We start from the raw sequence: 21,158 nt of genomic DNA on the forward strand, positions 1-21,158 counted from the left end.
GTCCTATGAGTCGCTGGGCCCCGATATGGGGGCCGATCGACATCTCATATAAGGCTTCCAGTCACTGGAGGGTCAAGAGGTATTTTTCGGGCGCTTTTGCCGTGCCCTTTCAGGCCTCTGCGCCCGGGGCCGGCGCGGTGCAGGGGTATTTGCCACCAGAAAGAGCAGGGGCGCGTGCGATGCGGCGGGCGGGGCGGCGATTGCGGGTGACGCCCATCTGGGGGTGTGCTAGGCCAAGGGCATGAGCCAGCTGCCCAGTAAGGACGAGATCCTGCAATGGATTTCGGACAACCCGACCGAGACTTCGAAACGTGACATCGCCCGTGCCTTTGGCATCAAGGGTGCGGCGAGGATCGACCTCAAACGCATCCTCAAGGAGCTTGAGGCCGAGGGTCATCTCGAGAAACGCAAGAAGACCTATCGCGATCCCGACCGTTTGCCGCCGGTGGCGGTGATGCGGGTCGGCGTGCCCGATGCCGATGGCGATCTTTTCGCGCATCCGATGGAATGGGCGGGCGAGGGCGAGGCGCCCGTGGCGTTGATCGTGGCCAAGCCGGGCGATCCGGCGCTGGGCGAGGGCGATCAGGTGTTGTTGCGCCTGCAGGAGGTGGCGGATGAGGACCACGCCTATGAAGGGCGGCTCATCCGGCGGATCGGGACCAATCCGCGCAAGGTGCTGGGGATTTTTCGCGCCGGGTCCGAGGGCGGACGCATTCACCCGATCGACAAGGGCGATGACAAGGAATGGATCGTCGCGGCGGAGGCCGTGGCGGGGGCCAAGGATGGCGAGCTTGTCGAGGCGGAGCAGGCCGGGCCCAAGGGCCGTATGGGCCTGCCGCGGGCGCGGATCGTGGCGCGGCTCGGGGATCCGAGCGCGCCCAAGGCCGTGTCGCTCATCGCGATCCATCAGCATGGCATTCCCGATGAGTTTCCCGATGAGGTGATCGCCGAGGCGGATGCGATGAAACCTGCGGGGCTCGACGGGCGGGAGGATCTGCGTGAGCTGCCCCTGGTCACCATCGACCCGTCGGATGCGCGGGATCATGATGACGCCTGTTTCGCCCATGAGGATGACGACCCGAAGAACGCTGGCGGGCATGTGATCTGGGTCGCGATTGCCGATGTGGCGCATTATGTGACGCCGGGCTCGGCGCTCGACCGGGAGGCGAAAAAGCGCGGCAATTCCAGCTATTTCCCCGATCGCGTCGTGCCGATGCTGCCGGATCGGCTGTCGGGCGATCTTTGTTCGCTGCATGAGGGCGTGCCGCGCGCCTGTCTGGCGGTGCGGATGCAGATCGATGCCCATGGTCAGAAGATCGGCCATCGCTTTGTGCGGGGGCTCATGAAGTCGCCCGCCTCGCTGCATTACCAAGAGGTGCAGGCGGCGATGGATGGCGCGCCGAATGAGAAAGTCGCGCCCCTGATGGAGGAGGTGATCCGGCCGCTCTATGCCGCCTATGACGCGCTCTGCGATGCGCGGGCGGCGCGCCAGCCTCTCGATCTCGACCTGCCGGAGCGCAAGGTGGTGCTCAGCGAGGAGGGCGAGGTTCTGTCGGTGAATTTCACCGAGCGGCTCGATGCGCATCGGTTGATCGAAGAATTCATGATCCTCGCCAATGTGGCGGCGGCGGAAACCTTGCTGGCGAAGAAATCGCCGCTGCTGTTGCGGGTGCATGAAGAACCCGCGCCTGAAAAGCTCGATGCGCTGCGCGACGTGGCGGAGACGGCGGGGCTCAGCCTGGCCAAGGGGCAGGGGCTCAAGACCATGCATCTCAACCGTCTTTTGAAGGCGGCGGAGGGCACGGATCATGCCGAGCAGATCAACATGGCGACGCTGCGGGCGATGACCCAGGCCTATTATTCGCCGGCGAATTTCGGGCATTTCGGCCTGTCTCTCAAATCCTATGCGCATTTCACCTCGCCCATTCGGCGCTATGCCGATCTCGTGGTGCATCGGGCGCTGATTTCGGTGCATGGCTGGGGCGAGGATGGGCTGTCGCCGCAGGAGGTGGAGCGGCTCGAACAGACGGCGGAGCATATTTCGCAGACCGAGCGGCGGTCGATGCTGGCTGAACGCGACACCAATGACCGCTATCTCGCGGCCTTTCTCAGCGAGCGGGTCGGCGAGGAATTTTCCGGCAAGATCAGTGGTGTGGCGCGGTTTGGCGTCTTTGTCCGGCTGGACGAGACGGGGGCGGACGGGCTCATCCCGATGCGCAGCCTTGGGCGCGAGTATTTCCATTTTGACGCGGAGAGCGCGACGCTCACCGGGCAGGACAGTGGCCGGGTGATCGGCATGGGGCAGCGGGTGACCGTGAAGCTTGCCGAGGCGGTGCCGGTGACGGGGGGGATCGCCCTCGAGCTGGTGTCCATCGAGGGCAAGGCGGTCAAGCGCGGCGCCTCGGCACGGCGCGGATCGGCGCCCCGGCGCAAGCAGGGCCAAGCCAAGCGCAAGGGCGCCAAGATGAAACGCAAGGTCGAGCGGCGGCGGAAGTAACCCGTCAGGGCGCAATCAGGGCAGGGTAAACCTTGTGTCGCGCTGGCTGATCATCTGGTCGCCGCGCCATAGGGTTGCGCGGCCGAGGTAGGCGCCGGGCGGCCAGCGGTCGGTCTTGCGTTTCTTGCCAGCGGCGCGAAAGAGCCGGGCCTGCGATGTTTTGAGCAGGGCGCGGTGGCGGATGATCTGGCCTTGGGGGCCGGTGATCTCAAGCTCGATCACATCGCCTTGGCGTCCGCCATGGGCAAAGGCCCAGAGCACCAGCGCCGGGGCCTCGGCGGTGACCTCACGTGGGGCGGTGCCGGCGCGGATCGCGTCATACTCTGGCACGAGGGGCGCAAAGCCCAGATCCATCACCCCGCCGGTCGTGGCGCTGATGTCGGGGGCCCAGAGGGTGGCCTCGGGCGGCGTGTCGCAGCCCGTGACGCCGTCGGGCGCGAAAGGGTCGACGACGCGCCCCTCATGGCGCAGGGTGAGGTGGAGATGGGGAAACTCGGTCCGCCCCGAGAGGCCGATGCGACCCAGTGGCGTGCCGGTGGTGACCATATCGCCGGGGGCGAGCGTGATCGAGCCCTCTGCCATATGGCAATATTGGCTCGTCCAGCCGCCCTCATGTTCAAGGATCAGCCCATTGCCGCAATCGCGCCCGCCGAGCGCCTCCGGCGCGTCGCGGTCGTAGGTTGCGTCTTTCATGTCACTGCGGGCGGCGGTGACGCGGCCCGGCGCGATGGCCAGAACGCCCACGTGGCGCGCGAGATCGGCCTCGGTGGCGAGGGCGAAATCGGTGCCTTTGTGGCCGTCATAGGTCTGATCGCCGCAGGTGAGTTCGCGCGTGCCGGGACCGGGGTCGTGATCGACATATTGTTGGAGGAAACAATCCTGCCCGAGTGTGCAATCGACCGGCAGGGCAAAGCGCGGCAGCGGGTCGGCCTGTGCGGCGCTGGCCCATGAAAAGGCCGCCGCGATGAGACACGCGGCGGCCCTTGGTGGGGTGAGGCCCAGGGTCACTCGGCCGTGAGAAGCGGCGGCTTCTTGCGGGTGATCCGGGGGTGATCCGGCCCGTCGAGCCGCAGATCGATCTTGCCGTCCTTGATGCCGACCTTGACGATCCCGCCCTTGGCGAGCTTGCCAAAGAGCAGCTCTTCGGCGAGGGGCTTTTTGATATGTTCCTGAATGACGCGGCCAAGCGGGCGCGCGCCCATCTTGGAATCATACCCCTTGTCAGCGAGCCATTCGGCGGCCTTGGGCGTGAGTTCGATGGTGACCTTGCGATCGAGAAGCTGCGCCTCGAGCTGCAGCACGAATTTCTCGACCACCTGCAGGATGACCTCCTTGGGCAGGGCGCCAAAGCTGATCACCGCATCGAGACGGTTGCGGAATTCCGGGGTGAAGGTCCGCTCGATCGCGGCGGTGTCTTCGCCCTCGCGGCGGTCGCGGCCAAAGCCGATGGCCTCTTTCGCCTGTTCCGCGGCCCCGGCGTTCGAGGTCATGATCAGGATCACGTTGCGGAAATCCACGGTGCGCCCGTTGTGATCGGTGAGCTGGCCATGATCCATGACCTGCAGCAGGATGTTGTAGACATCCGGATGCGCCTTTTCGATCTCGTCGAGGAGCAGCACGCAATGGGGATGCTGATCGACCCCGTCGGTCAAAAGACCGCCCTGATCGAAGCCGACATAGCCCGGAGGCGCGCCGATGAGACGCGACACGGCGTGTTTCTCCATATATTCCGACATGTCAAAGCGCAGAAGTTCCACGCCCAGCGTCATGGAGAGCTGTTTGGCGACCTCGGTCTTGCCGACGCCCGTGGGACCGGCAAAGAGATAGTTGCCGATGGGTTTCTCGGGCTCGCGCAGACCGGCCCGGGCGAGCTTGATCGCCGAGCTGAGCGCCTCGATGGCGGTGTCCTGACCGAACACGACCCGCTTGAGCGAGGCGGCGAGATCCTTGAGCACCTCGGCATCGTCCTTGGAGACGTTCTTGGGCGGGATGCGCGCGATCTTGGCGACGACCTCTTCGATCTCCTTGGTGCCGATGCTCTTGCGGCGTTTGGAAGCGGCGAGCAGATGCTGCGCCGCGCCCGCCTCGTCGATCACGTCGATCGCCTTGTCGGGAAGCTTGCGGTCGTTGATATAGCGCGAGCTCAGTTCAACGGCGGTCTGGATCGCGTCATTGGTGTATTTGACCGAATGGTGATCCTCGAAATAGGGTTTGAGCCCTTTGAGGATCTTGACCGCGTCTTCGACCGAAGGCTCCACCACGTCGATTTTCTGGAACCGGCGCGACAGGGCGCGGTCCTTTTCGAAATGCTGGCGGAATTCCTTGTAGGTGGTCGAGCCCATGCAGCGCAGCTTGCCGCCTTGCAGCGCGGGTTTGAGCAGGTTGGACGCATCCATCGCGCCGCCAGAGGTGGCCCCGGCGCCGATCACGGTATGGATCTCGTCGATGAAGAGCACCGCGTCGGGGTGGTTTTCCAGCTCAGTCATCACCGCCTTGAGCCGCTCTTCGAAATCGCCGCGATAGCGGGTGCCCGCCAGAAGCGCGCCCATGTCGAGCGAATAGATCGTCGTCTTGGACAGGATTTCCGGGGTCTCGCCCTTGACGATCTTATAGGCGAGGCCTTCGGCGATGGCGGTCTTGCCGACACCGGGATCGCCCACCAGAAGCGGGTTGTTCTTGCGGCGGCGGCAGAGCACCTGAATGCAGCGCTCAACCTCGGAGGCGCGGCCGATCAGCGGATCGACATCACCGGCGCGCGATTTCTGATTGAGATCAACGCAGTATTTGGCCAGCGCGCTTTCGCCTTCCTGCACCTGTTCGGTGCCGTCGCCGCCGCTGTGGCTGCTGCTGCTGTCTTCGGCATCCGCACCGGTGACCGGGCGGCTCTCGCCAAAGGCGGGATCCTTGGCGACACCGTGGGCGATGTAATTCACCGCGTCATAGCGCGTCATGTCCTGTTCTTGCAGGAAGAAGGCGGCGTTGCTTTCGCGTTCGGCAAAGATCGCCACCAGCACATTGGCGCCGGTGACCTCGGTGCGGCCCGAGGATTGGACATGGATGGCGGCGCGTTGAATCACGCGCTGAAACGCGGCGGTGGGAACCGCCTCGGAGCCTTCGATGTCGGTGACCAGATTGCTCAGCTCTTCGTCGATGAAATCGACGAGCGTGCCGCGCAGTTCTTCGGTGTCGACGCTACACGCCTTCATCACGCGGGCTGCGTCGGGTTCATCGACCAGCGCCAGCAAAAGATGTTCCAATGTTGCGAACTCATGGCGTCGCGCGTTGGCAAGGGCCAGCGCGGCATGAATTGCCTGCTCAAGTGTGTTTGAGAATGAAGGCACTGTTGTGCTCCTTCTTATTTGGTCCCGGACACGGCATGTCCTTTGACCTTGGCCTCATACCCTTAAAGTTTGGTCGATATCCCCGTAGCTTCAAGGTTTTTCTGTCACAAAATGCTCACTTTTCCTGACAATGCTGCACTTATGCGTGTGGCGCGGGTCAGAAACGGTCTTTGCGGTGTCGGATTTCGGCGAAAACCTCGGCATCGGACGCATCGCCCATGTCGAGGGCGGATTTGAGCGCCGGGTCGGAAGCCCGCAAAAACGGATTGGTGGCCAGTTCGTCGGATAGGGTGGAAGGGACGGTCGGTTGGTTGGCAGAGCGCGCGGTGGCGATCCGCTCGGCTCTTGATATAAGCGCGGAATTCGCCGGGTCAATGGACAAGGCAAAGCGCGCGTTGGCGGCGGTATATTCATGGCCCGAGCAGATCGTCGTCTCGGGCGGCAGGGCGGCCAGTTTCGACAGGCTCTGCCACATCTGATCCATCGTGCCCTCGAACACCCGGCCACAGCCGAGCGCCATCAGGCTATCGGCGGTGAAGGCCACGGCGCTTTGCGGAAAATGCAGGGCGATATGGCCGATCGTGTGGCCTGAGACGTCGAACACATGGCCGGTCTCGCCACCGATGTCGACCGTGCCGCCATCGCGCAATGCGATGTCGAGCGGCGGCAGGCGGTGGGCATCGGCGGCATTGCCAGCGACCTTGGCTTGATGTTCAGCCAGCAGTTCGGGCAGGCCCTGCACATGGTCGTCATGGTGATGGGTGAGGATCACGAGGCTGGCCTGCCAGCCCCGTTCGGCCAGTACCGCCGTGATCGGCGCGGCCTCGGGCACGTCGACCACGGCGGTGGCTCCGGTGCCCGGATCATGGGCGAGATAGGCATAATTGTCGCTCAGACATGGGACGGTAACGATTTCCAGCGCCATGATATTTCCCCCTCGATGCAATGCTGCTAGGGTCATGGTGACTGATCCGGGGCAGGGCTGCAATGCATCTAGACGTGCAGGATCTGAGGAATTTCTATTACCGCAGCGCGCTGGGCCGCGCGGCGCAGAAAACCTTGCGCCAAGAGCTGTTGAAATTCTGGCCCGAAGCCAAGGGGCAGACGGTGGCGGGCTTTGGCTTTGCGGTGCCCTTCCTGCGCCCTTATCTGAGCGAGGCGCGGCGGGTGGTGGGGCTGATGCCGGCGCAGCAGGGGGTGATTGCCTGGCCGCAGGGGATGCCGAATGTCAGCGTTTTATGCGAAGAGACCTCCTGGCCCTTGGAAACTGGGCGGATCGACAAGCTCTTGCTGGTGCATGCGCTGGAGGTGAGCGAGCGGCCCGGCGACCTTTTGGAGGAATGCTGGCGGGCGCTGGGGCCGGGGGGATCGGCGATTTTCGTGCTGCCGAACCGGGCCGGGCTGTGGTCGCGGAGCGACCGCACGCCCTTTGGCTATGGCCGTCCCTATTCGCAAGGACAGCTCGAAACCTTGTTGAAAACCAAGGGCTTCCTGCCTGAGCGCCATGTCACGACCCTCTATCAGCCGCCGAGCGAGCGGCGGTTCTGGCGCAAGACCGCCGGGATGTGGGAGCGGCTTGGCGGCAAGATCGAGATCATCGGCGCGGGCGGGGTTCTCATGGTGGAGGCCAGCAAACGGGTGCAGGGCCAGACCGGGACCGGGGTCAAGGACGCGGTGCGCAACCCGCTCGAAGTGCTGCAACCGAAGCCCAAGGTAAAGCCGATCTGAGCCGCAAAATGGCCTGTCGGTATTCCGTCGGTAGAACGACAGTATCGCGACTGTGGCGGAAATTGGCCATTGAGCGGGGGCTGCGACCGGGGATCACGCCCGAGGATTATTTCCCGCGCTGACACAAATTCCATCTGGATTTCCAACGCGATCTTTGCCAATTTCATTTGCATACGAAGTACTTGAGGGCCTGTGTGCGAGAGCGCGGGCCCCGTGCAGCCCCGGCTTTGCTCGCACAGGCCCGGTTGCCTTTTGCCAGCCAGTGACCCCGGACAACAACCCAGCCCATCGGCAAGGTGGCCATGACGCTTATGAAACGACTCTGTCTCACGCTTTATGTCCTGCTGCTGCGGCAGTGCGGGCTGCGGGCATTGCGGCGGGGCGATTATGGCCGGGCCCGGCAATTGACCGACCGGATTCGGCGGCTTGAGGGCAAAAAGCAGCGCTGAGGTGAGGGCGCGGAGGCCCAGCAGAGACCCGACAGATCAGAAGAAGGCGGCGAGCGCGGTGGCGGGTTGGTCGTCGCAGGGCGGCTGTAGATGCGCGCCCCGGGCGAGGGTGCGGTCAATCAGGGCGCGGGCTTGCTTGCCGGTGAGCAAGGGCCGGGCCGGGGTCTTGGCACAGCCATAGAGCGCGCGGGGCAGGCGGTGGCCGGCCGCGTCGCGAAACTGGCCCAGAGTGAGCGCCTCGCTCGATTGCGGGCCGAGCATCAGGCTTTCGACCAGCGCGCCGCTGGCGTCGATGACCTCATGCCGGTCGAACAGCAGATGCATATAGATGAGATCGGGCGGAGTGTTGTCGATCTCGGCGATCTCGGAGGTGGCAAATTGAATGGCGGGGATCAGCACCTCGTCCTCGCCCACCATATGGTCGGCCACCTTGCTGCGCAAAAGCACGCGATGTTGCCGCGAGAGATAGAGATCGGCCAGCGGCACCCCGGGGGCCAGCGCATCGCGGCGCAGCAGGATCGGCCGGGTCTTGGGCTCGGCGGCAAAGAGTGCGGCGGGCATCTTGGCCTGACCGATCCACCGCAAGGGCTGATAGCCATGGTCGAGGGTCCAGACCAGATCGCCCGCCCGCAATTTATGGCAGGGGCGATAGCCGAGCGGCGTGCGCACCGGCACCTCCGAGGTCAGGCAGAGGATCGAGCTGCCGAGGGAAATCGTGCCGTAATATTCATTGCCATAGACATCCCATTGATAGCTCTGTCCGATGTTGAGATTGGTGAAGTCGAGCACCGGATCCGAGCTGGCACCCTCGGCGGCACCGCTTTTGGCGACGATGGCGCCTTGGCTCTTGGCACCGTAGAAATCGACGACCTGACCCTCGGTGGTGTTGGTCAGCGCGATGGCCGAGCCTTCGTTGCCGTCGCTGGTGCCGCTCTTGATGCCGACGGACACGATATAGATGGTGAAATTCGGATTGTCGGGATGGGGGACGGGGGACAGGCTCGACAGGCGCACTTCGCCGCCGGGGATGCCGGCGTTGCTGTGCAGGTTGCCATTGTGGCGGTAGACGCTGACCACGAAATCATCGGGGTCGTCATTGGGACCGAGGGTGATCTCGACCCATTCGGTCGCGGCGGCCGATCCTCTGAAATTCAGTTCTGAGATAAACGCCATGAACCTGCTGCCCGCGTTTTTGTCGAACTTGTGATTTTCTTATAATTTAAGGCTTAAATTGCGGCGATTTTTAGGCAGCTCGCGTTCTGCGGGTATTGGGCGCGCCTGGGCGGCGGCCTCAGGCGGGTGGCTCCGAGGTCTGGCGCGGCTCTGTCGGACGCAAAAAAACGCGGCCGGAGACCCGGCCGCGTTGCGCGCTTTGGAGGGGGGAGGGCCGGCGGCAGGTGTCACCGCCGGACCAGCGCGGATCAGGTCAGAACAGCCCAGATCAGACCTGAACAGATGGGGCTCGGCCCGGGCTTTAGACGGTGGCCGCCGCCTCATCAGCCGCCGGAGTGGCCGCCGGGGTCGCATCGGGGGCTGCCGCCGGAGTGGACTCGGGGCTGGCCGCCGGCGTTGTCTCGGGGCTGGTATCCGGGCTGGTGTCGGCGGCGGGCGCCACGAAGCTGATGTCGGACTGGGTGATCGTCGCGCCATTGGTGAGCTGGATCAGCAGATCGGGGCGGTTCTCATAGCTCAGCCGCAGCTCTGTTGGGCTCTCATCCGTGCCGGGGGTGATGTCGACGCTCGAGGGCTCTTCGCTGGTGATCTGCAGCATGTCCTCCTCGGGGTCGAAATCGCTGATGACGATGGCGGCCAGCTCTTCGGGCGTGGCGCCTTCGGCCTCGTGGCTGATGTTGAACGTATCGGCCCCTTCGCCGCCGGTGAGGCTGCTGGTCTCGGTGCCATCGGCCTCCGAGGGGGTGGTGATCGAGAGCAGATCGTCGCCTGCGCCGCCGTCGAGCGTCGCGCCCGCATAGGCCGAGAGGCTGTCGTCGCCGGACCCGCCGCGCAGGGTGGCGGTGCTGTCCTCGGCGGCGGTGAGCGTGTCATCGCCCGCGCCACCATTGCCCAGAGCCGCCTCCGAGACAGTCAGCAGGTCATCGCCCGCGCCGCCATGACCATGGGCCTCGCCGGAGATGTTGAGCGTGTCATTGCCCTCGCCGCCAAAGCCGGTGGCCTCGCCCGAGAGGGTCAGGGTGTCATTGCCGTTCTCGCCAACCAGCCGCGTGCTGCCGTCGCCGGTCAGCGTATCGTGGCCAGAGCCGCCGCTGGCGCGGGCGTTTTCAGTGGCGTTCAGCGTGTCATTGCCGACGCCGCCATCGCCACGGGCGTTGTCGTCGAGGGTCAGCAGATCGTCGCCGGTGCCGCCCTGGGCAAGCGAATTGTCGGTGGCGGTGAGCGTGTCATTGCCCTCGCCGCCGGCGATGGTGGCCTGATGCGTGCTAAAGAGCGTGTCATTGCCCAGATGGCCCGAGGCCTGCGCGGTGTTCGCCGCGTGGATCGTGTCATCGCCGTCGCCGCCAAAGCCGGTGGCGCTGTCGGTCAGGGTGATCGTGTCATTGCCGTCGCGGCCTAGCATGGTGGCATTGCCGGAGCCGGTGAGCGTGTCATCGCCCTGGGTTCCGTGCACGACGTCTTCGTCGTCGCCGGTGAAGTCGTCACCGGCCATGCCGGGGAGTTCCATATCGGGGTTTTCTTCGGGCGGATTGTCGTCATCGTCGTCGGTCAGAGCATCAACGAGGAAGAAGGTACCGCCGATCAGGGCCAGGCTGGCCAGTATTATAATTTCCATCACACACCTGTGTACTTGTTAACATTGTCACTCGCATCGAAGTCACGCGCCTCGACGCCACTTGCATCGAACCAAGGTCGATCGCGTGAACCACTGGGCGGGAAACAGGGCCGCCGAATACAGTCGGGGCCAAACCCAAGGCGCACGCTCAAAAACCACAACCTCTTAACGAGGCGTTAATAAAGTTTAATCAAGGCAGAAAGGTGGAACCTGTCAAGGTGGATGGCGAAATGATGGTAAATTCGCCGCCCTCCGACGGCCATTGTTTCGCAAGGGGCGTCAATGGCGCGGATGGGCGGGCATTGTCGCAAGGGATGCGGAAGGGAATCGCTGGGCGCGCGCCTCTCGGACCGCGGGGCCGTGGCTGTGGCATCCGCGGGCGACGGGCCGGGGCCGTGCCGGTTTGCGACATTGGAATGTGCGCTGAGCCGGGGGATTTGTCGCAAAAGTTTTACGATAGCGGTAACGCCGCACCCTCGAATTTGCCGCGATCCGCGCCATGTCACGATTCTTGGGAGGAATCCGGGTAATTTTTTTACCCTGCAATCTTGACACAAACCGTCGCACCTAAGGTAAGCCCTTGGCCGGTCTCAGTTTTCCGGGATTTGGCCCGGAGGCCAAGCCGCTTGCCCGCTTGGCAAGGCTCTGCTAGACCCACGCCGATCACAGTGATTTGAGCCGCTCAAGGCTCTCCAACGCCCCCGGAGGCAGGTGTCTGCCTGAATACCGGGGCCAACTGTCGGAAGGGTGGACGTGTCGGAAACAGCTTCGATTTCCTCCGGTATCGCCGCGCGCTATGCGACGGCGATTTTTGAACTCGCGCAGGACAGCAGCGCGCTGCCGAAGCTGGAGGCAGGCGTTGACGCGCTCGCTGAGGCTTTGGAGACCAGTGCCGATCTGCGTGCCATGATTGCTTCGCCGGTCATCAGCCGGGCCGAGCAAGGTGCGGCGATCGCCGCGCTGGCCAAGAAGATGAAACTGCCGGCCGAGCTGAGCCAGGGTCTGGCGCTGATGGCCGAAAAGCGCCGTCTGTTCACGCTGCCCCAGCTGGTCAAGTCGCTGCGTGCGATGCTGGCCGAGCATAAGGGTGAAGTGACCGCCGAGGTGACCAGTGCCAAGGCGCTGACCAAGACCCAGGCGGACAAGCTGGCCAAGACGCTGAAATCCAGCGTCGGCAAGGATGTCAAAATCAATGCGACCGTCGATGAAAGCCTCATTGGCGGTCTTGTCGTGAAAATGGGCTCGAAGATGATCGATACCTCGATCCGCTCGCGTCTCAATTCTCTCCAGAATGCAATGAAAGAGGTCGGATAAATGGGTATCCAAGCTGCAGAGATTTCTGCGATCCTTAAGGACCAGATCAAGAATTTCGGCAAGGATGCCGAAGTGGCCGAGGTTGGCCGGGTTCTGTCGGTCGGTGACGGTATTGCCCGTGTGCATGGTCTCGACAATGTTCAGGCCGGTGAGCTGGTGGAATTCCCCGGCGCGGTCATGGGTATGGCGCTCAACCTCGAGACCGACAACGTCGGTGTCGTGATCTTCGGCTCTGACCGTCAGATCAAGGAAGGCGACGTCGTCAAGCGGACCAAGTCGATCGTGGACGTTCCGATCGGGGACGAGCTGCTCGGCCGCGTCGTTGACGCGCTCGGCAACCCGCTCGACGGCAAAGGCCCGATCGGTGCCGCCAAGCGTGGGCTCGCCGACGTCAAGGCCCCCGGCATCATCCCGCGTAAATCGGTGCATGAGCCGATGGCGACCGGCCTCAAGTCGGTGGACGCGATGATCCCCGTTGGCCGTGGCCAGCGTGAGCTCATCATCGGCGACCGTCAGACCGGCAAGACCGCGATTGCGCTCGACACGATGCTGAACCAGAAATCCTACAACGAAGCCGCCGGCGACGACGAGAGCAAGAAGCTCTACTGCGTCTACGTGGCCGTGGGTCAGAAGCGTTCGACCGTGGCGCAGCTGGTGAAGAAGCTCGAAGAGAACGGCGCCATGGAATATTCCATCGTCGTCGCCGCGACCGCCTCGGACCCCGCGCCGATGCAGTTCCTCGCGCCCTATTCGGCAACCGCCATGGCGGAGCATTTCCGCGACAACGGCCGTCACGCGCTCATCGTTTATGATGACCTGTCGAAACAGGCCGTGTCCTATCGTCAGATGTCGCTGCTGCTGCGTCGCCCGCCCGGGCGTGAAGCCTATCCCGGTGACGTTTTCTACCTCCACTCGCGTCTGCTCGAGCGTTCGGCCAAGCTCAACGAAGACAATGGCGCGGGCTCGCTGACGGCGCTGCCGATCATCGAAACCCAAGGTGGCGACGTGTCGGCCTTTATTCCGACCAACGTGATCTCGATCACCGACGGTCAGATCTTCCTCGAGACCGAGCTGTTCTACCAGGGCATCCGCCCCGCCGTGAACACCGGTCTGTCGGTGAGCCGCGTGGGCTCGTCGGCGCAGACCAACGCGATGAAATCGGTCGCCGGTCCGGTGAAACTGTCGCTCGCCCAGTATCGCGAGATGGCGGCCTTCGCCCAGTTCGGGTCGGATCTCGACGCCGCCACCCAGCAGCTGCTGAACCGTGGTGCGCGCCTGACCGAGCTGATGAAACAGCCGCAATACGCGCCGCTGACCAACGCCGAAATCGTCTGCGTGATCTACGCCGGCACCAACGGCTACCTCGACAAGATCGCCGTCAATCAGGTCGGCCGCTTTGAAGAGGGTCTGCTGAACCACATGCGCACCAAGCGCAAGGACGTGCTCGACTGGATCACCAACGAAGATCCGAAGATCAAGGGTGAGGCCGAGGACAAGCTCAAGGCTGCTCTGGACGAGTTCGCGGCCGACTTCGCATAAGGGGGGACGAGGCAATGCCGAGTCTTAAGGACCTTAAAAACAGGATCGAGTCGGTCAAATCGACCCGCAAGATCACCAAGGCCATGCAAATGGTGGCCGCCGCAAAACTGCGGCGGGCCCAGGATGCCGCCGAACAATCGCGCCCTTATACGGAGCGGTTCAACGCGGTCATGGCCAAGCTTGCCGCCTCGGTCGGGGATAGCGATAGCGCCCCCCGTCTGCTGCGTGGCACCGGATCGGATCAGGTTCAGCTCTTGGTGGTCTTGACCGCCGAGCGCGGCCTGTGCGGCGGCTTCAACACGAATATCGTGAAGCGGGCCAAGGTCGAGGCGCAAAAGCTTCTGGCCGAAGGCAAGACCGTCAAGATCCTCACCGTTGGCAAGAAGGGGCGCGACGCGCTCAAACGCGAATATAGCGCGCATTTCGTCGGTCATGTCGACCTGAGCGAAGTGAAGAATCTCGGCTATGGCGATGCGCAATCCATCGCCGCCGATATTCTGGCACGCTTTGACGCGGGCGAGTTCGACGTGGCGAAGATCTTCTTCTCGCGTTTCGAAAACGTTGTGAGCCAGGTTCCGACCATGCAGCAGGTGATCCCTGCCGATGTGGCCGAGGCCGAGGCTGGTGACGAGGATGCCGCAGCGGGCGTGGTCTATGACTACGAACCCAGCGAAGAGGCCATTCTGGCCGATCTGCTGCCGCGCGGTGTGGCCACTGCGATCTTTAGCGCGCTGCTGGAGAACGGGGCCTCGGAACAGGGCGCGCGGATGTCCGCCATGGACAACGCCACCCGCAACGCCGGCGAGATGATCGACAAGCTGACCATCGAGTTCAACCGCTCGCGTCAGGCCGTCATCACCAACGAGCTTATTGAAATTATTTCGGGCGCTGAGGCGCTCTAAGAGACCGGAGACGAAACATGGCAAATGCAAAAGGCACAATCACTCAGGTGATCGGCGCCGTGGTGGACGTTCAGTTCGGCGACCACCTGCCCGAAATTCTGAACGCCCTGACCACCGACAACAACGGCAAGAAACTGGTCCTCGAAGTGGCCCAGCACCTTGGTGAGAACACCGTGCGGACCATCGCGATGGACAGCACCGAGGGTCTCGTGCGCGGTCAGGAAGTGACCGACACCGACGGCCCGATCACCGTGCCCGTCGGCAACGCCACCCTGGGCCGTATCCTCAACGTCGTGGGCGAGCCCGTGGACGAGGGTGCCCCGATCAAGGCAACCGAAACCCGCGCCATCCACCAAGAAGCGCCCGAGTTCCAAGAACAGTCGACCGAGTCGGAAGTTCTGGTCACCGGGATCAAGGTGGTTGACCTGCTGGCCCCCTACGCAAAAGGCGGCAAGATCGGCCTCTTCGGCGGTGCCGGCGTGGGCAAGACCGTTCTCATCATGGAACTGATCAACAACATCGCCAAAGTGCACTCGGGTTTCTCGGTGTTCGCCGGTGTGGGTGAGCGGACCCGTGAGGGCAACGACCTCTATCACGAGATGATCGAATCCAACGTTATCAACCCCGATAACCTGGAAGAGAGCCAAGTGGCCCTCGTCTACGGTCAGATGAACGAACCTCCGGGAGCGCGTATGCGTGTGGCCCTGACCGGTCTGACCCTGGCCGAGCAGTTCCGCGACCAGTCCGGGACCGACGTTCTGTTCTTCGTCGACAACATCTTCCGCTTTACCCAAGCCGGTTCGGAAGTGTCGGCCCTTCTTGGTCGTATTCCTTCGGCTGTGGGCTATCAGCCGACGCTGGCGACCGACATGGGCGCGATGCAGGAACGCATCACCTCGACCAAATCGGGTTCGATCACCTCGGTGCAGGCCGTCTACGTTCCCGCGGACGACCTTACCGACCCCGCGCCTGCGACCTCGTTCGCGCACCTCGACGCCACCACCGTTCTGTCGCGTGCCATCTCCGAGCTGGGCATCTACCCGGCGGTGGACCCGCTCGACAGTACGTCGCGCCTGATGGACCCGGCGATCGTTGGTGAAGAGCACTACCAAGTGGCCCGTGACGTGCAGGGTATCCTGCAACGCTACAAGTCGCTGCAGGACATCATCGCCATCCTCGGCATGGACGAACTGTCGGAAGAGGACAAGCTGACCGTGGCCCGTGCCCGGAAGATCCAGCGTTTCCTCAGCCAGCCCTTCGACGTGGCAAAGGTCTTCACCGGTTCGGACGGTGTGCAGGTGCCTCTCGAAGACACGATCCGGTCGTTCAAGGCCGTGGTTGCCGGCGAATATGACCACCTGCCCGAAGGTGCCTTCTACATGGTTGGCGGCATCGACGACGTGGTGGCCAAAGCCGAGAAGATGGCTGCCGACGCGGCCTAAGAGACGCGGGGTGGGCCCCAGGCCCACCCTGACCAGACCATCCCGGCATAGGGGGGCCACGCCCCCCGGTGCCCAAAGCGGAGGCCAAGATGGCTGAAACAGTGCAATTCGACCTCGTCAGCCCGGAACGCCGTCTGGCGTCGGTTCAGGTGACCGAGGTGCAGATCCCCGGCGCCGATGGCGACATGACGGTGATGGCCGACCACGCGCCTCTGATCACCTCGCTGCGCCCCGGTGTGCTTCGCGCAAGCGGCCCGGACGGTGAGAGCGAATATGTCGTGACCGGCGGCTTTGCCGAGATCAACGCCGATGGCATTTCGGTGCTGGCCGAGCGCGCCGTGCCGCGCGGTGACATGACGCAGGACAGCTTTAAGGCGCTGGTGGATGACGCCAAGCAAAAGCTCGACCGCGCTCAGGAAACCTTCAAGAACGAGCCGGGCCCGGTCGATGATGCGGCCAAGCTGCTCGCCGATATGGTGGCCATGGGCGACGAAATCGGCCTCTCCTCGCATTAAGCGGCGGCAGGCAAAAATAGAGAAGGGTCCGCCATGGCGGGCCCTTTTTTGTACATAAGACTTCTTTTTTTCGCCAGATTGGTTAATTAGATCAACTTTGAGTGGTGCGAGCGGTTGGAAGAATGAAAAGACTCGATAACAGGCTGATCGGAATCGATCAGGGCGAATTGGTGCTCTTCTCGGATTACGAGAAGGGTGGCGAGATGTGGACGGGCACGGGCGAGCGCACGCGCCGCCATTCGATCCATTTCGCCGAAGCCTATCGCCTGCCGCCGATGGTGCATGTGTCGCTGTCGATGTGGGACACCGACAGTTCGACCAATGCGCGGATGGAAATTTCCGCCGAGAACATCACAGAGATCGGGTTTGATTGCGTGTTTCGCACCTGGGCCGATACGCGAGTGGCGCGGGCGCGGATGCGCTGGATGTCGATTGGTGAGCTGGCCCATGAGGATGATTGGGACCTCTATTGAGCCGCGTCGCCATAGCCTGACCGCAAGACATGAAAAGGCCGCCGAACCCAAGGGTTGGCGGCCTAAGTTGATTCAACGCATGAAGTGGCGGAATTAGCTCGCGGAATACATCCCGTCATAGATCGGGCCGAGCGTGTCGGTTTCAAACAGCGACGAGACCGAGGTGCCGTTCCAGATGTTCAGGATCGCCTGGGCAAAGATCGGCGCGGTCGGCACGATGCGGATATTGGGCGCGTTGCGCACCGCTTCGCTCGGCGCGATCGTGTCGGTCAGAACCAGCGATTTCATCACCGATTTGCTGACCCGTTCGACGGCGGGGCCCGACATCACGCCATGGGTGATATAGGCGTGGACCTCGGAGGCGCCATGTTCGAGCAGCACTTCGGCGGCCTTGCAGAGCGTGCCGGCGGTGTCGCAGATGTCATCGACGATGATGCATTTCTTGCCCGAGACGTCGCCGATCACGGTCATTTCCGCCACTTCGCCCGCCTTTTCGCGGCGCTTGTCGACGATGGAGAGCGGCGCGTTGATGCGCTTGGCCAGTTCGCGGGCGCGGGCCACGCCGCCGACGTCGGGCGATACGATCATCACCTCGTCCATGCAATCCTTGAACTGATCCTTCACATCGAGGGCAAAGATCGGCGAGGCATAGAGGTTGTCGACGGGGATGTCGAAGAAGCCCTGGATCTGCGTCGCGTGGAGATCCATGGTCAGCACCCGTTCGATGCCTGCGCCATAGATCATGTTGGCCACCAGCTTGGCGGTGATCGGCGTGCGGGCCTTGGTGCGGCGGTCCTGACGGGCATAACCGAAATAGGGGATCACGGCGGTGATGCGCTGGGCCGAGCTGCGGCGGAGCGCGTCGGCCATGATCAGGAGTTCCATCAGGTTGTCATTCGCCGGGTTCGACGTCGACTGGATGATGAACATGTCTTCGCCACGAACGTTTTCGTAAACTTCGACAAAGATTTCCTGATCGTTGAAACGCTCGATCCTCGCGTCGCACAGACCCACCTGCACACCGCGATGCATCGACATGCGTCGGGCCACGGCATTGGCGAGGGGTTTGTTGGCATTGCCAGTGATAAGCTTGGGTTCGGCGGTCTGGGGCATGTGCGGTTCCTGTCCGGGGAGCTGAATGACAGATTCGTGACGTTGAACCCCGCTTAGCACGCGCTTAGGGTCGGGCAAAGTGTGACCCCACAGGGAGGAGCCGGAAAATGGCCCATATCGACTATTACTTCACCACTTTGTCGCCTTTCGCCTATCTCGCCGACCAGCGGCTCGAGCGAATCGCGGAAGCCGAAGGCGCGAGCATCACCTACAAGCCGCTCGATATCATGGCGCTGTTTTCCCGCACGGGCGGTCAGGCGCCGAAGGATCGCCACCCGTCGCGCATGGCCTATCGCAATCAGGAAGTGCGCCGTCAGGCCAAGAAGACCGGCATGAAGATGAGCTTTCAGCCGGCCCATTGGCCGACCAACGCGGCGCCTTCCTCATATGCGATCATCGCGGCGCAGGCGGCGGGCGGCGGCGATATGGGGGCGCTGGTGCATGGGGTGCTACGGGCGTGCTGGGCCGAGGATCGCGACATTGCCGAGGATGCGGTGATCCGCGACTGCCTCGAACAGGCGGGATTCGATCCGGCGCTGGCCGATAGCGGTCTGTTGTCGGGGGCCGAGACCTATGCCGCCAATCTCGAAGAGGCGGTGTCGGTCGGGGTGTTTGGCTCGCCCTTCTATGTGGTCGACAGTGGCGAGATGTTCTGGGGTCAGGACCGGCTCGACGATCTGCAGGCGCATTTGCAGGGCAAGCTCTGATCCGATGCCACAGGGGATGATGGCCGGGGTCGAGACCCATTGGACCGAGTTCGGTCGCGGGCCGCGTGGTGCGCTGCTCATTCATTGCTCGCTCGCCCATGGCGGCAGTTGGGCCGGGGTGGCGCGGCGGCTGTCGGAGCGGCTGGCGATGCGGGCCTTTGATCTGCCCGGCCATGGCCGCAGTGCCGATTGGGGTGGCGAGACCGAGCTGCAGGGGCTCAGCGCCGAGATTGCCGCGAGCCTTGCCGCCGAGATGGGGGGCGGCGCGCCGGTGGATGTGATCGGGCATTCCTTTGGCGCGACGGTGGGTTTGCGGCTGGCGCTGGAGCGGCCCGAGCTGGTGCGCAGTCTGACGCTCATCGAGCCGGTGTTCTTTGCGCTGGCGCTGGCCGATCAGCCGGGGCTCGACACGGCGTTCGAGGGCGACACGCGGGCGATCACGGCGGGGCTCGCATCGGGCGATCATGCGGCGGCGGCGCGGGCCTTTACCGCGCTCTGGGGCGATGGCACCGAGTGGGACACGATCCCGGAGCCGCAGCAGCGCAGGCTGGCGGATCAGATGCATCTGATCGCGGGCTCGGGTCCGGCGCTTTATGAGGATGCGGGCGGGATGCTGCGCCCGGGGCGGATCGAGGCGATTGCCTGCCCCGTGCTGCTCATGGAGGGCGGCGCGTCGCCCGCGATCATCCCAGCGATCCTTGACGGGATTGCGGCGCGGCTGCCGCAGGCCGAGCGGGTGGTCGTGGAGGGGGCGGGGCATATGCTGCCCATCACCCATCCCGAGCCGGTGGCCGAGGCCATTGGCGCGCTGCTCAGCCGGTCTTAGGTGAGCCCTGTGATGAGGCGGCAGAGCCGCGCCGCGCCGTCGCGCAGCTCGGCCTCGTCAAAGCCGGAATAGCCCAAGAGCAGGGCCTCGGGCGCGTCGGGCAGCACAGCATGGGCCGAGAGCGCGCCGATCCGGAGCCCCATGGCGCGGCCCGCCTCGGCGATGGCGCGGTCGCAGGTGTGGGCGCGCAGGCAGGGGCGCAGCGGGACGCAGAGATGCATGCCGGAGGGATCGGGCGCGAGATCGAGCCAGCGGGCCAAGGGGGCGAGCGCGTCGAGGAGCACCACCTGGCGGCGGGCATAGCTGCGCCGCATCCGGCGGAGATGAGTGGCGAACTCGCCGCTGTCCATGAACCCCGCTAGCGCCGGTTGCGGCGCGAGAGAGGCGCGTGCGCCGCGCTGGGCGAGATAGGCGTGGACCGGGGCGATGGCGGGCTCTGGCAGGACGAGATAGCCAAGCCGCAGGGCGGAGCTCAGCAATTTGGAAAAGCTGCCCATATAGATCGTGCGCCCCTGTTGATCGAGACCGGCGAGGGCGGGCAGGGGCTGGCCCTGGTAGCGGAATTCGCTGTCGTAATCATCCTCGACGATGAGGGTGCCCTGCGCCGCGGCCCAGTCGAGCAGGGCGAGCCGTCGGGCGAGCGGCATCGGGCGGCCGGTGGGGTAGTGGCGCGAGGGGGTGACGATGGCAGCGGCGGTGGCGGCGGCGGTGCGGTCCGGGATGCGCGCCGGGTCAAAGCCCTCTGCGTCGATGCGCAGGGGCAGGGGGATGTGGCCCGTGTCGCGCACCGCGTGATGCAGGCTCGCCCAGCCCGGATCTTCGAGCGCGATCTGGGCGGGGCCGGTTTGGGCGGGGCCGGTCTGAGCTGGCGGGGGCAGCAGCGCCCGGGCGAGGATATCGACCCCGTCCCAGGCGCCGCCGGTGATCACCACCTGTTCGCCCTGACAATCAAGCCCGCGCCACGCCCCGAGATGCGCAGCGATGGCGCGGCGCAGGGGCATCCAGCCGAACGGATCGGGACGGCCCAGAAGCGCCGGGTCGGGGGCGCGCCAGGCCCGATCCATCTGGCGGGCCCAGTCGCGGTGCGGAAAGAGCGATTGATCGGGCAGGCCGGTCTGAAAGATCTGCCACGCGGCGGGGGGCGGCGCGGGCGGCGGGGCGTTTTGCGGGGCGGGGGCGAGATGCGGCAGGTCGGCCGCGACAAAGGTGCCGCTGCCACGCCGGGCGGTGAGATAGCCCTCGGCCATGAGCTGATCATAGGCGGTGGTGACGGTCATCCGCGACACCGAGAGTTCCGCCGCGAGGCTGCGGCTTGGGGGCAGGGGCAGGCCCGCCAGATCGCCGCCGCGCAGCAAGAGCGCGCGCAGCCCGTCGCAGAGCTGTTGGTGCAGCGGCGCGGGCTGGGACCGGTCGAGCGTCAGCGCAAAAAGCGCCGCCTCGAACCCGGGCTGCGTCAAATTGGACTGAGATTTTTTGTCGATACTGGCCATGTTGCATAGACCAATACCCCTCTAAGCCTAGTCC

At 64.3% G+C, this 21,158-nt stretch carries 17 protein-coding genes; 10 read left to right on the forward strand and 7 right to left on the reverse strand.

The annotated features are described in order from the left end of the window. The first annotated feature begins 241 nt into the window (after nucleotides 1–241). Nucleotides 242–2,497 carry a ribonuclease R gene (gene rnr / locus ISM_RS11520; RefSeq protein ID WP_009814347.1) on the forward strand — a complete coding sequence of 752 codons (2,256 nt, stop codon included), beginning with the start codon at nucleotides 242–244 and terminating at the stop codon, nucleotides 2,495–2,497. A 15-nt stretch (nucleotides 2,498–2,512) separates the two neighbouring features. On the opposite strand, the gene ISM_RS11525 is transcribed toward rnr, so the two are convergent. The 3 genes from ISM_RS11525 to gloB all read right to left on the reverse strand — a co-directional run bounded on the left by ISM_RS11525 (nucleotide 2,513) and on the right by gloB (nucleotide 6,763). Continuing rightward, complete coding sequence (locus tag ISM_RS11525; RefSeq protein ID WP_009814348.1) at nucleotides 2,513–3,505, reverse strand: M23 family metallopeptidase; 993 nt, start codon at nucleotides 3,503–3,505, stop codon at nucleotides 2,513–2,515. Continuing rightward, complete coding sequence (clpA, locus tag ISM_RS11530) at nucleotides 3,502–5,838, reverse strand: ATP-dependent Clp protease ATP-binding subunit ClpA (RefSeq protein WP_040618045.1); 2,337 nt, start codon at nucleotides 5,836–5,838, stop codon at nucleotides 3,502–3,504. The genes ISM_RS11525 and clpA overlap by 4 nt, the downstream gene beginning before the upstream one ends. A 157-nt stretch (nucleotides 5,839–5,995) precedes the next feature. Further along, entirely contained in the window at nucleotides 5,996–6,763 is a 768-nt protein-coding gene (gloB, locus tag ISM_RS11535; protein WP_009814350.1) for a hydroxyacylglutathione hydrolase, read from the reverse strand. Between the two features lie 62 nt (nucleotides 6,764–6,825). On the opposite strand from gloB, the gene ISM_RS11540 reads away from it, so the two are divergent. Then, nucleotides 6,826–7,566 (forward strand): class I SAM-dependent methyltransferase, encoded by a 741-nt coding sequence (locus ISM_RS11540; protein WP_009814351.1) that lies wholly within the window; start codon nucleotides 6,826–6,828, stop codon nucleotides 7,564–7,566. A gap of 485 nt (nucleotides 7,567–8,051) precedes the next feature. Here the strand turns inward: ISM_RS11540 and ISM_RS17745 are convergent, their stop codons facing one another. Together ISM_RS17745 and ISM_RS17750 are read right to left on the reverse strand one after the other, a co-directional pair. Beyond that, nucleotides 8,052–9,188 carry a Hint domain-containing protein gene (locus ISM_RS17745; protein ID WP_009814353.1) on the reverse strand — a complete coding sequence of 379 codons (1,137 nt, stop codon included), beginning with the start codon at nucleotides 9,186–9,188 and terminating at the stop codon, nucleotides 8,052–8,054. A gap of 301 nt (nucleotides 9,189–9,489) precedes the next feature. Further along, on the reverse strand, nucleotides 9,490–10,803 hold the full coding sequence (locus ISM_RS17750; protein ID WP_009814354.1) for a calcium-binding protein: 1,314 nt from the start codon (nucleotides 10,801–10,803) through the stop codon (nucleotides 9,490–9,492). A gap of 753 nt (nucleotides 10,804–11,556) precedes the next feature. On the opposite strand from ISM_RS17750, the gene ISM_RS11555 reads away from it, so the two are divergent. The 6 genes from ISM_RS11555 to ISM_RS11580 all read left to right on the forward strand — a co-directional run bounded on the left by ISM_RS11555 (nucleotide 11,557) and on the right by ISM_RS11580 (nucleotide 16,988). Beyond that, on the forward strand, nucleotides 11,557–12,117 hold the full coding sequence (locus ISM_RS11555; RefSeq protein WP_009814355.1) for a F0F1 ATP synthase subunit delta: 561 nt from the start codon (nucleotides 11,557–11,559) through the stop codon (nucleotides 12,115–12,117). Then, nucleotides 12,118–13,656: a F0F1 ATP synthase subunit alpha gene (gene atpA, locus ISM_RS11560; protein WP_009814356.1), complete on the forward strand. Its 1,539-nt coding sequence runs from the start codon at nucleotides 12,118–12,120 to the stop codon at nucleotides 13,654–13,656. It abuts the gene before it with no gap. Nucleotides 13,657–13,670: 14 nt separating this feature from the next. Then, nucleotides 13,671–14,558 carry a F0F1 ATP synthase subunit gamma gene (locus tag ISM_RS11565; RefSeq protein WP_009814357.1) on the forward strand — a complete coding sequence of 296 codons (888 nt, stop codon included), beginning with the start codon at nucleotides 13,671–13,673 and terminating at the stop codon, nucleotides 14,556–14,558. A 17-nt stretch (nucleotides 14,559–14,575) separates the two neighbouring features. Then, on the forward strand, nucleotides 14,576–16,000 hold the full coding sequence (atpD, locus tag ISM_RS11570; RefSeq protein ID WP_009814358.1) for a F0F1 ATP synthase subunit beta: 1,425 nt from the start codon (nucleotides 14,576–14,578) through the stop codon (nucleotides 15,998–16,000). A gap of 89 nt (nucleotides 16,001–16,089) precedes the next feature. Next, the gene (locus ISM_RS11575) at nucleotides 16,090–16,515 is read left to right on the forward strand and encodes a F0F1 ATP synthase subunit epsilon (RefSeq protein WP_040618498.1); all 426 of its coding nucleotides are present in this window, start codon (nucleotides 16,090–16,092) and stop codon (nucleotides 16,513–16,515) included. 122 nt (nucleotides 16,516–16,637) lie between these two features. Continuing rightward, entirely contained in the window at nucleotides 16,638–16,988 is a 351-nt protein-coding gene (locus tag ISM_RS11580; RefSeq protein WP_009814360.1) for an H-type lectin domain-containing protein, read from the forward strand. Nucleotides 16,989–17,081: 93 nt separating this feature from the next. Here the strand turns inward: ISM_RS11580 and ISM_RS11585 are convergent, their stop codons facing one another. Then, nucleotides 17,082–18,101 (reverse strand): ribose-phosphate pyrophosphokinase, encoded by a 1,020-nt coding sequence (locus tag ISM_RS11585; protein WP_009814361.1) that lies wholly within the window; start codon nucleotides 18,099–18,101, stop codon nucleotides 17,082–17,084. Nucleotides 18,102–18,208: 107 nt separating this feature from the next. Between ISM_RS11585 and ISM_RS11590 the strand changes: the two genes are divergently transcribed. Both ISM_RS11590 and ISM_RS11595 read left to right on the forward strand, forming a co-directional pair. Next, entirely contained in the window at nucleotides 18,209–18,808 is a 600-nt protein-coding gene (locus tag ISM_RS11590; protein WP_009814362.1) for a 2-hydroxychromene-2-carboxylate isomerase, read from the forward strand. Nucleotides 18,809–18,812: 4 nt separating this feature from the next. Further along, nucleotides 18,813–19,634, forward strand: a complete 822-nt coding sequence (locus ISM_RS11595; protein WP_156783374.1) for an alpha/beta fold hydrolase — start codon at nucleotides 18,813–18,815, stop codon at nucleotides 19,632–19,634. Here ISM_RS11595 and pdxR read toward each other — a convergent pair. After that, on the reverse strand, nucleotides 19,631–21,091 hold the full coding sequence (gene pdxR, locus ISM_RS11600) for a MocR-like pyridoxine biosynthesis transcription factor PdxR (protein ID WP_254655680.1): 1,461 nt from the start codon (nucleotides 21,089–21,091) through the stop codon (nucleotides 19,631–19,633). The genes ISM_RS11595 and pdxR overlap by 4 nt on opposite strands. Between the last annotated feature and the right edge of the window lie 67 nt (nucleotides 21,092–21,158).

Source organism: Roseovarius nubinhibens ISM, assembly GCF_000152625.1.
GTDB classification, from domain to species: domain Bacteria; phylum Pseudomonadota; class Alphaproteobacteria; order Rhodobacterales; family Rhodobacteraceae; genus Roseovarius; species Roseovarius nubinhibens.

Bases quoted from the DNA above. Each gene is read 5' to 3' on its own strand.
- rnr (WP_009814347.1), top strand. From the start codon at position 242: ATGAGCCAGCTGCCCAGTAAGGACGAGATCCTGCAATGGATTTCGGAC.
- gloB (WP_009814350.1), bottom strand. From the start codon at position 6,763: ATGGCGCTGGAAATCGTTACCGTCCCATGTCTGAGCGACAATTATGCC.
- ISM_RS11540 (WP_009814351.1), top strand. From the start codon at position 6,826: ATGCATCTAGACGTGCAGGATCTGAGGAATTTCTATTACCGCAGCGCG.
- ISM_RS17745 (WP_009814353.1), bottom strand. From the start codon at position 9,188: ATGGCGTTTATCTCAGAACTGAATTTCAGAGGATCGGCCGCCGCGACC.
- ISM_RS17750 (WP_009814354.1), bottom strand. From the start codon at position 10,803: ATGGAAATTATAATACTGGCCAGCCTGGCCCTGATCGGCGGTACCTTC.
- atpA (WP_009814356.1), top strand. From the start codon at position 12,118: ATGGGTATCCAAGCTGCAGAGATTTCTGCGATCCTTAAGGACCAGATC.
- ISM_RS11565 (WP_009814357.1), top strand. From the start codon at position 13,671: ATGCCGAGTCTTAAGGACCTTAAAAACAGGATCGAGTCGGTCAAATCG.
- atpD (WP_009814358.1), top strand. From the start codon at position 14,576: ATGGCAAATGCAAAAGGCACAATCACTCAGGTGATCGGCGCCGTGGTG.
- ISM_RS11575 (WP_040618498.1), top strand. From the start codon at position 16,090: ATGGCTGAAACAGTGCAATTCGACCTCGTCAGCCCGGAACGCCGTCTG.
- ISM_RS11580 (WP_009814360.1), top strand. From the start codon at position 16,638: ATGAAAAGACTCGATAACAGGCTGATCGGAATCGATCAGGGCGAATTG.
- ISM_RS11585 (WP_009814361.1), bottom strand. From the start codon at position 18,101: ATGCCCCAGACCGCCGAACCCAAGCTTATCACTGGCAATGCCAACAAA.
- ISM_RS11590 (WP_009814362.1), top strand. From the start codon at position 18,209: ATGGCCCATATCGACTATTACTTCACCACTTTGTCGCCTTTCGCCTAT.
- ISM_RS11595 (WP_156783374.1), top strand. From the start codon at position 18,813: ATGCCACAGGGGATGATGGCCGGGGTCGAGACCCATTGGACCGAGTTC.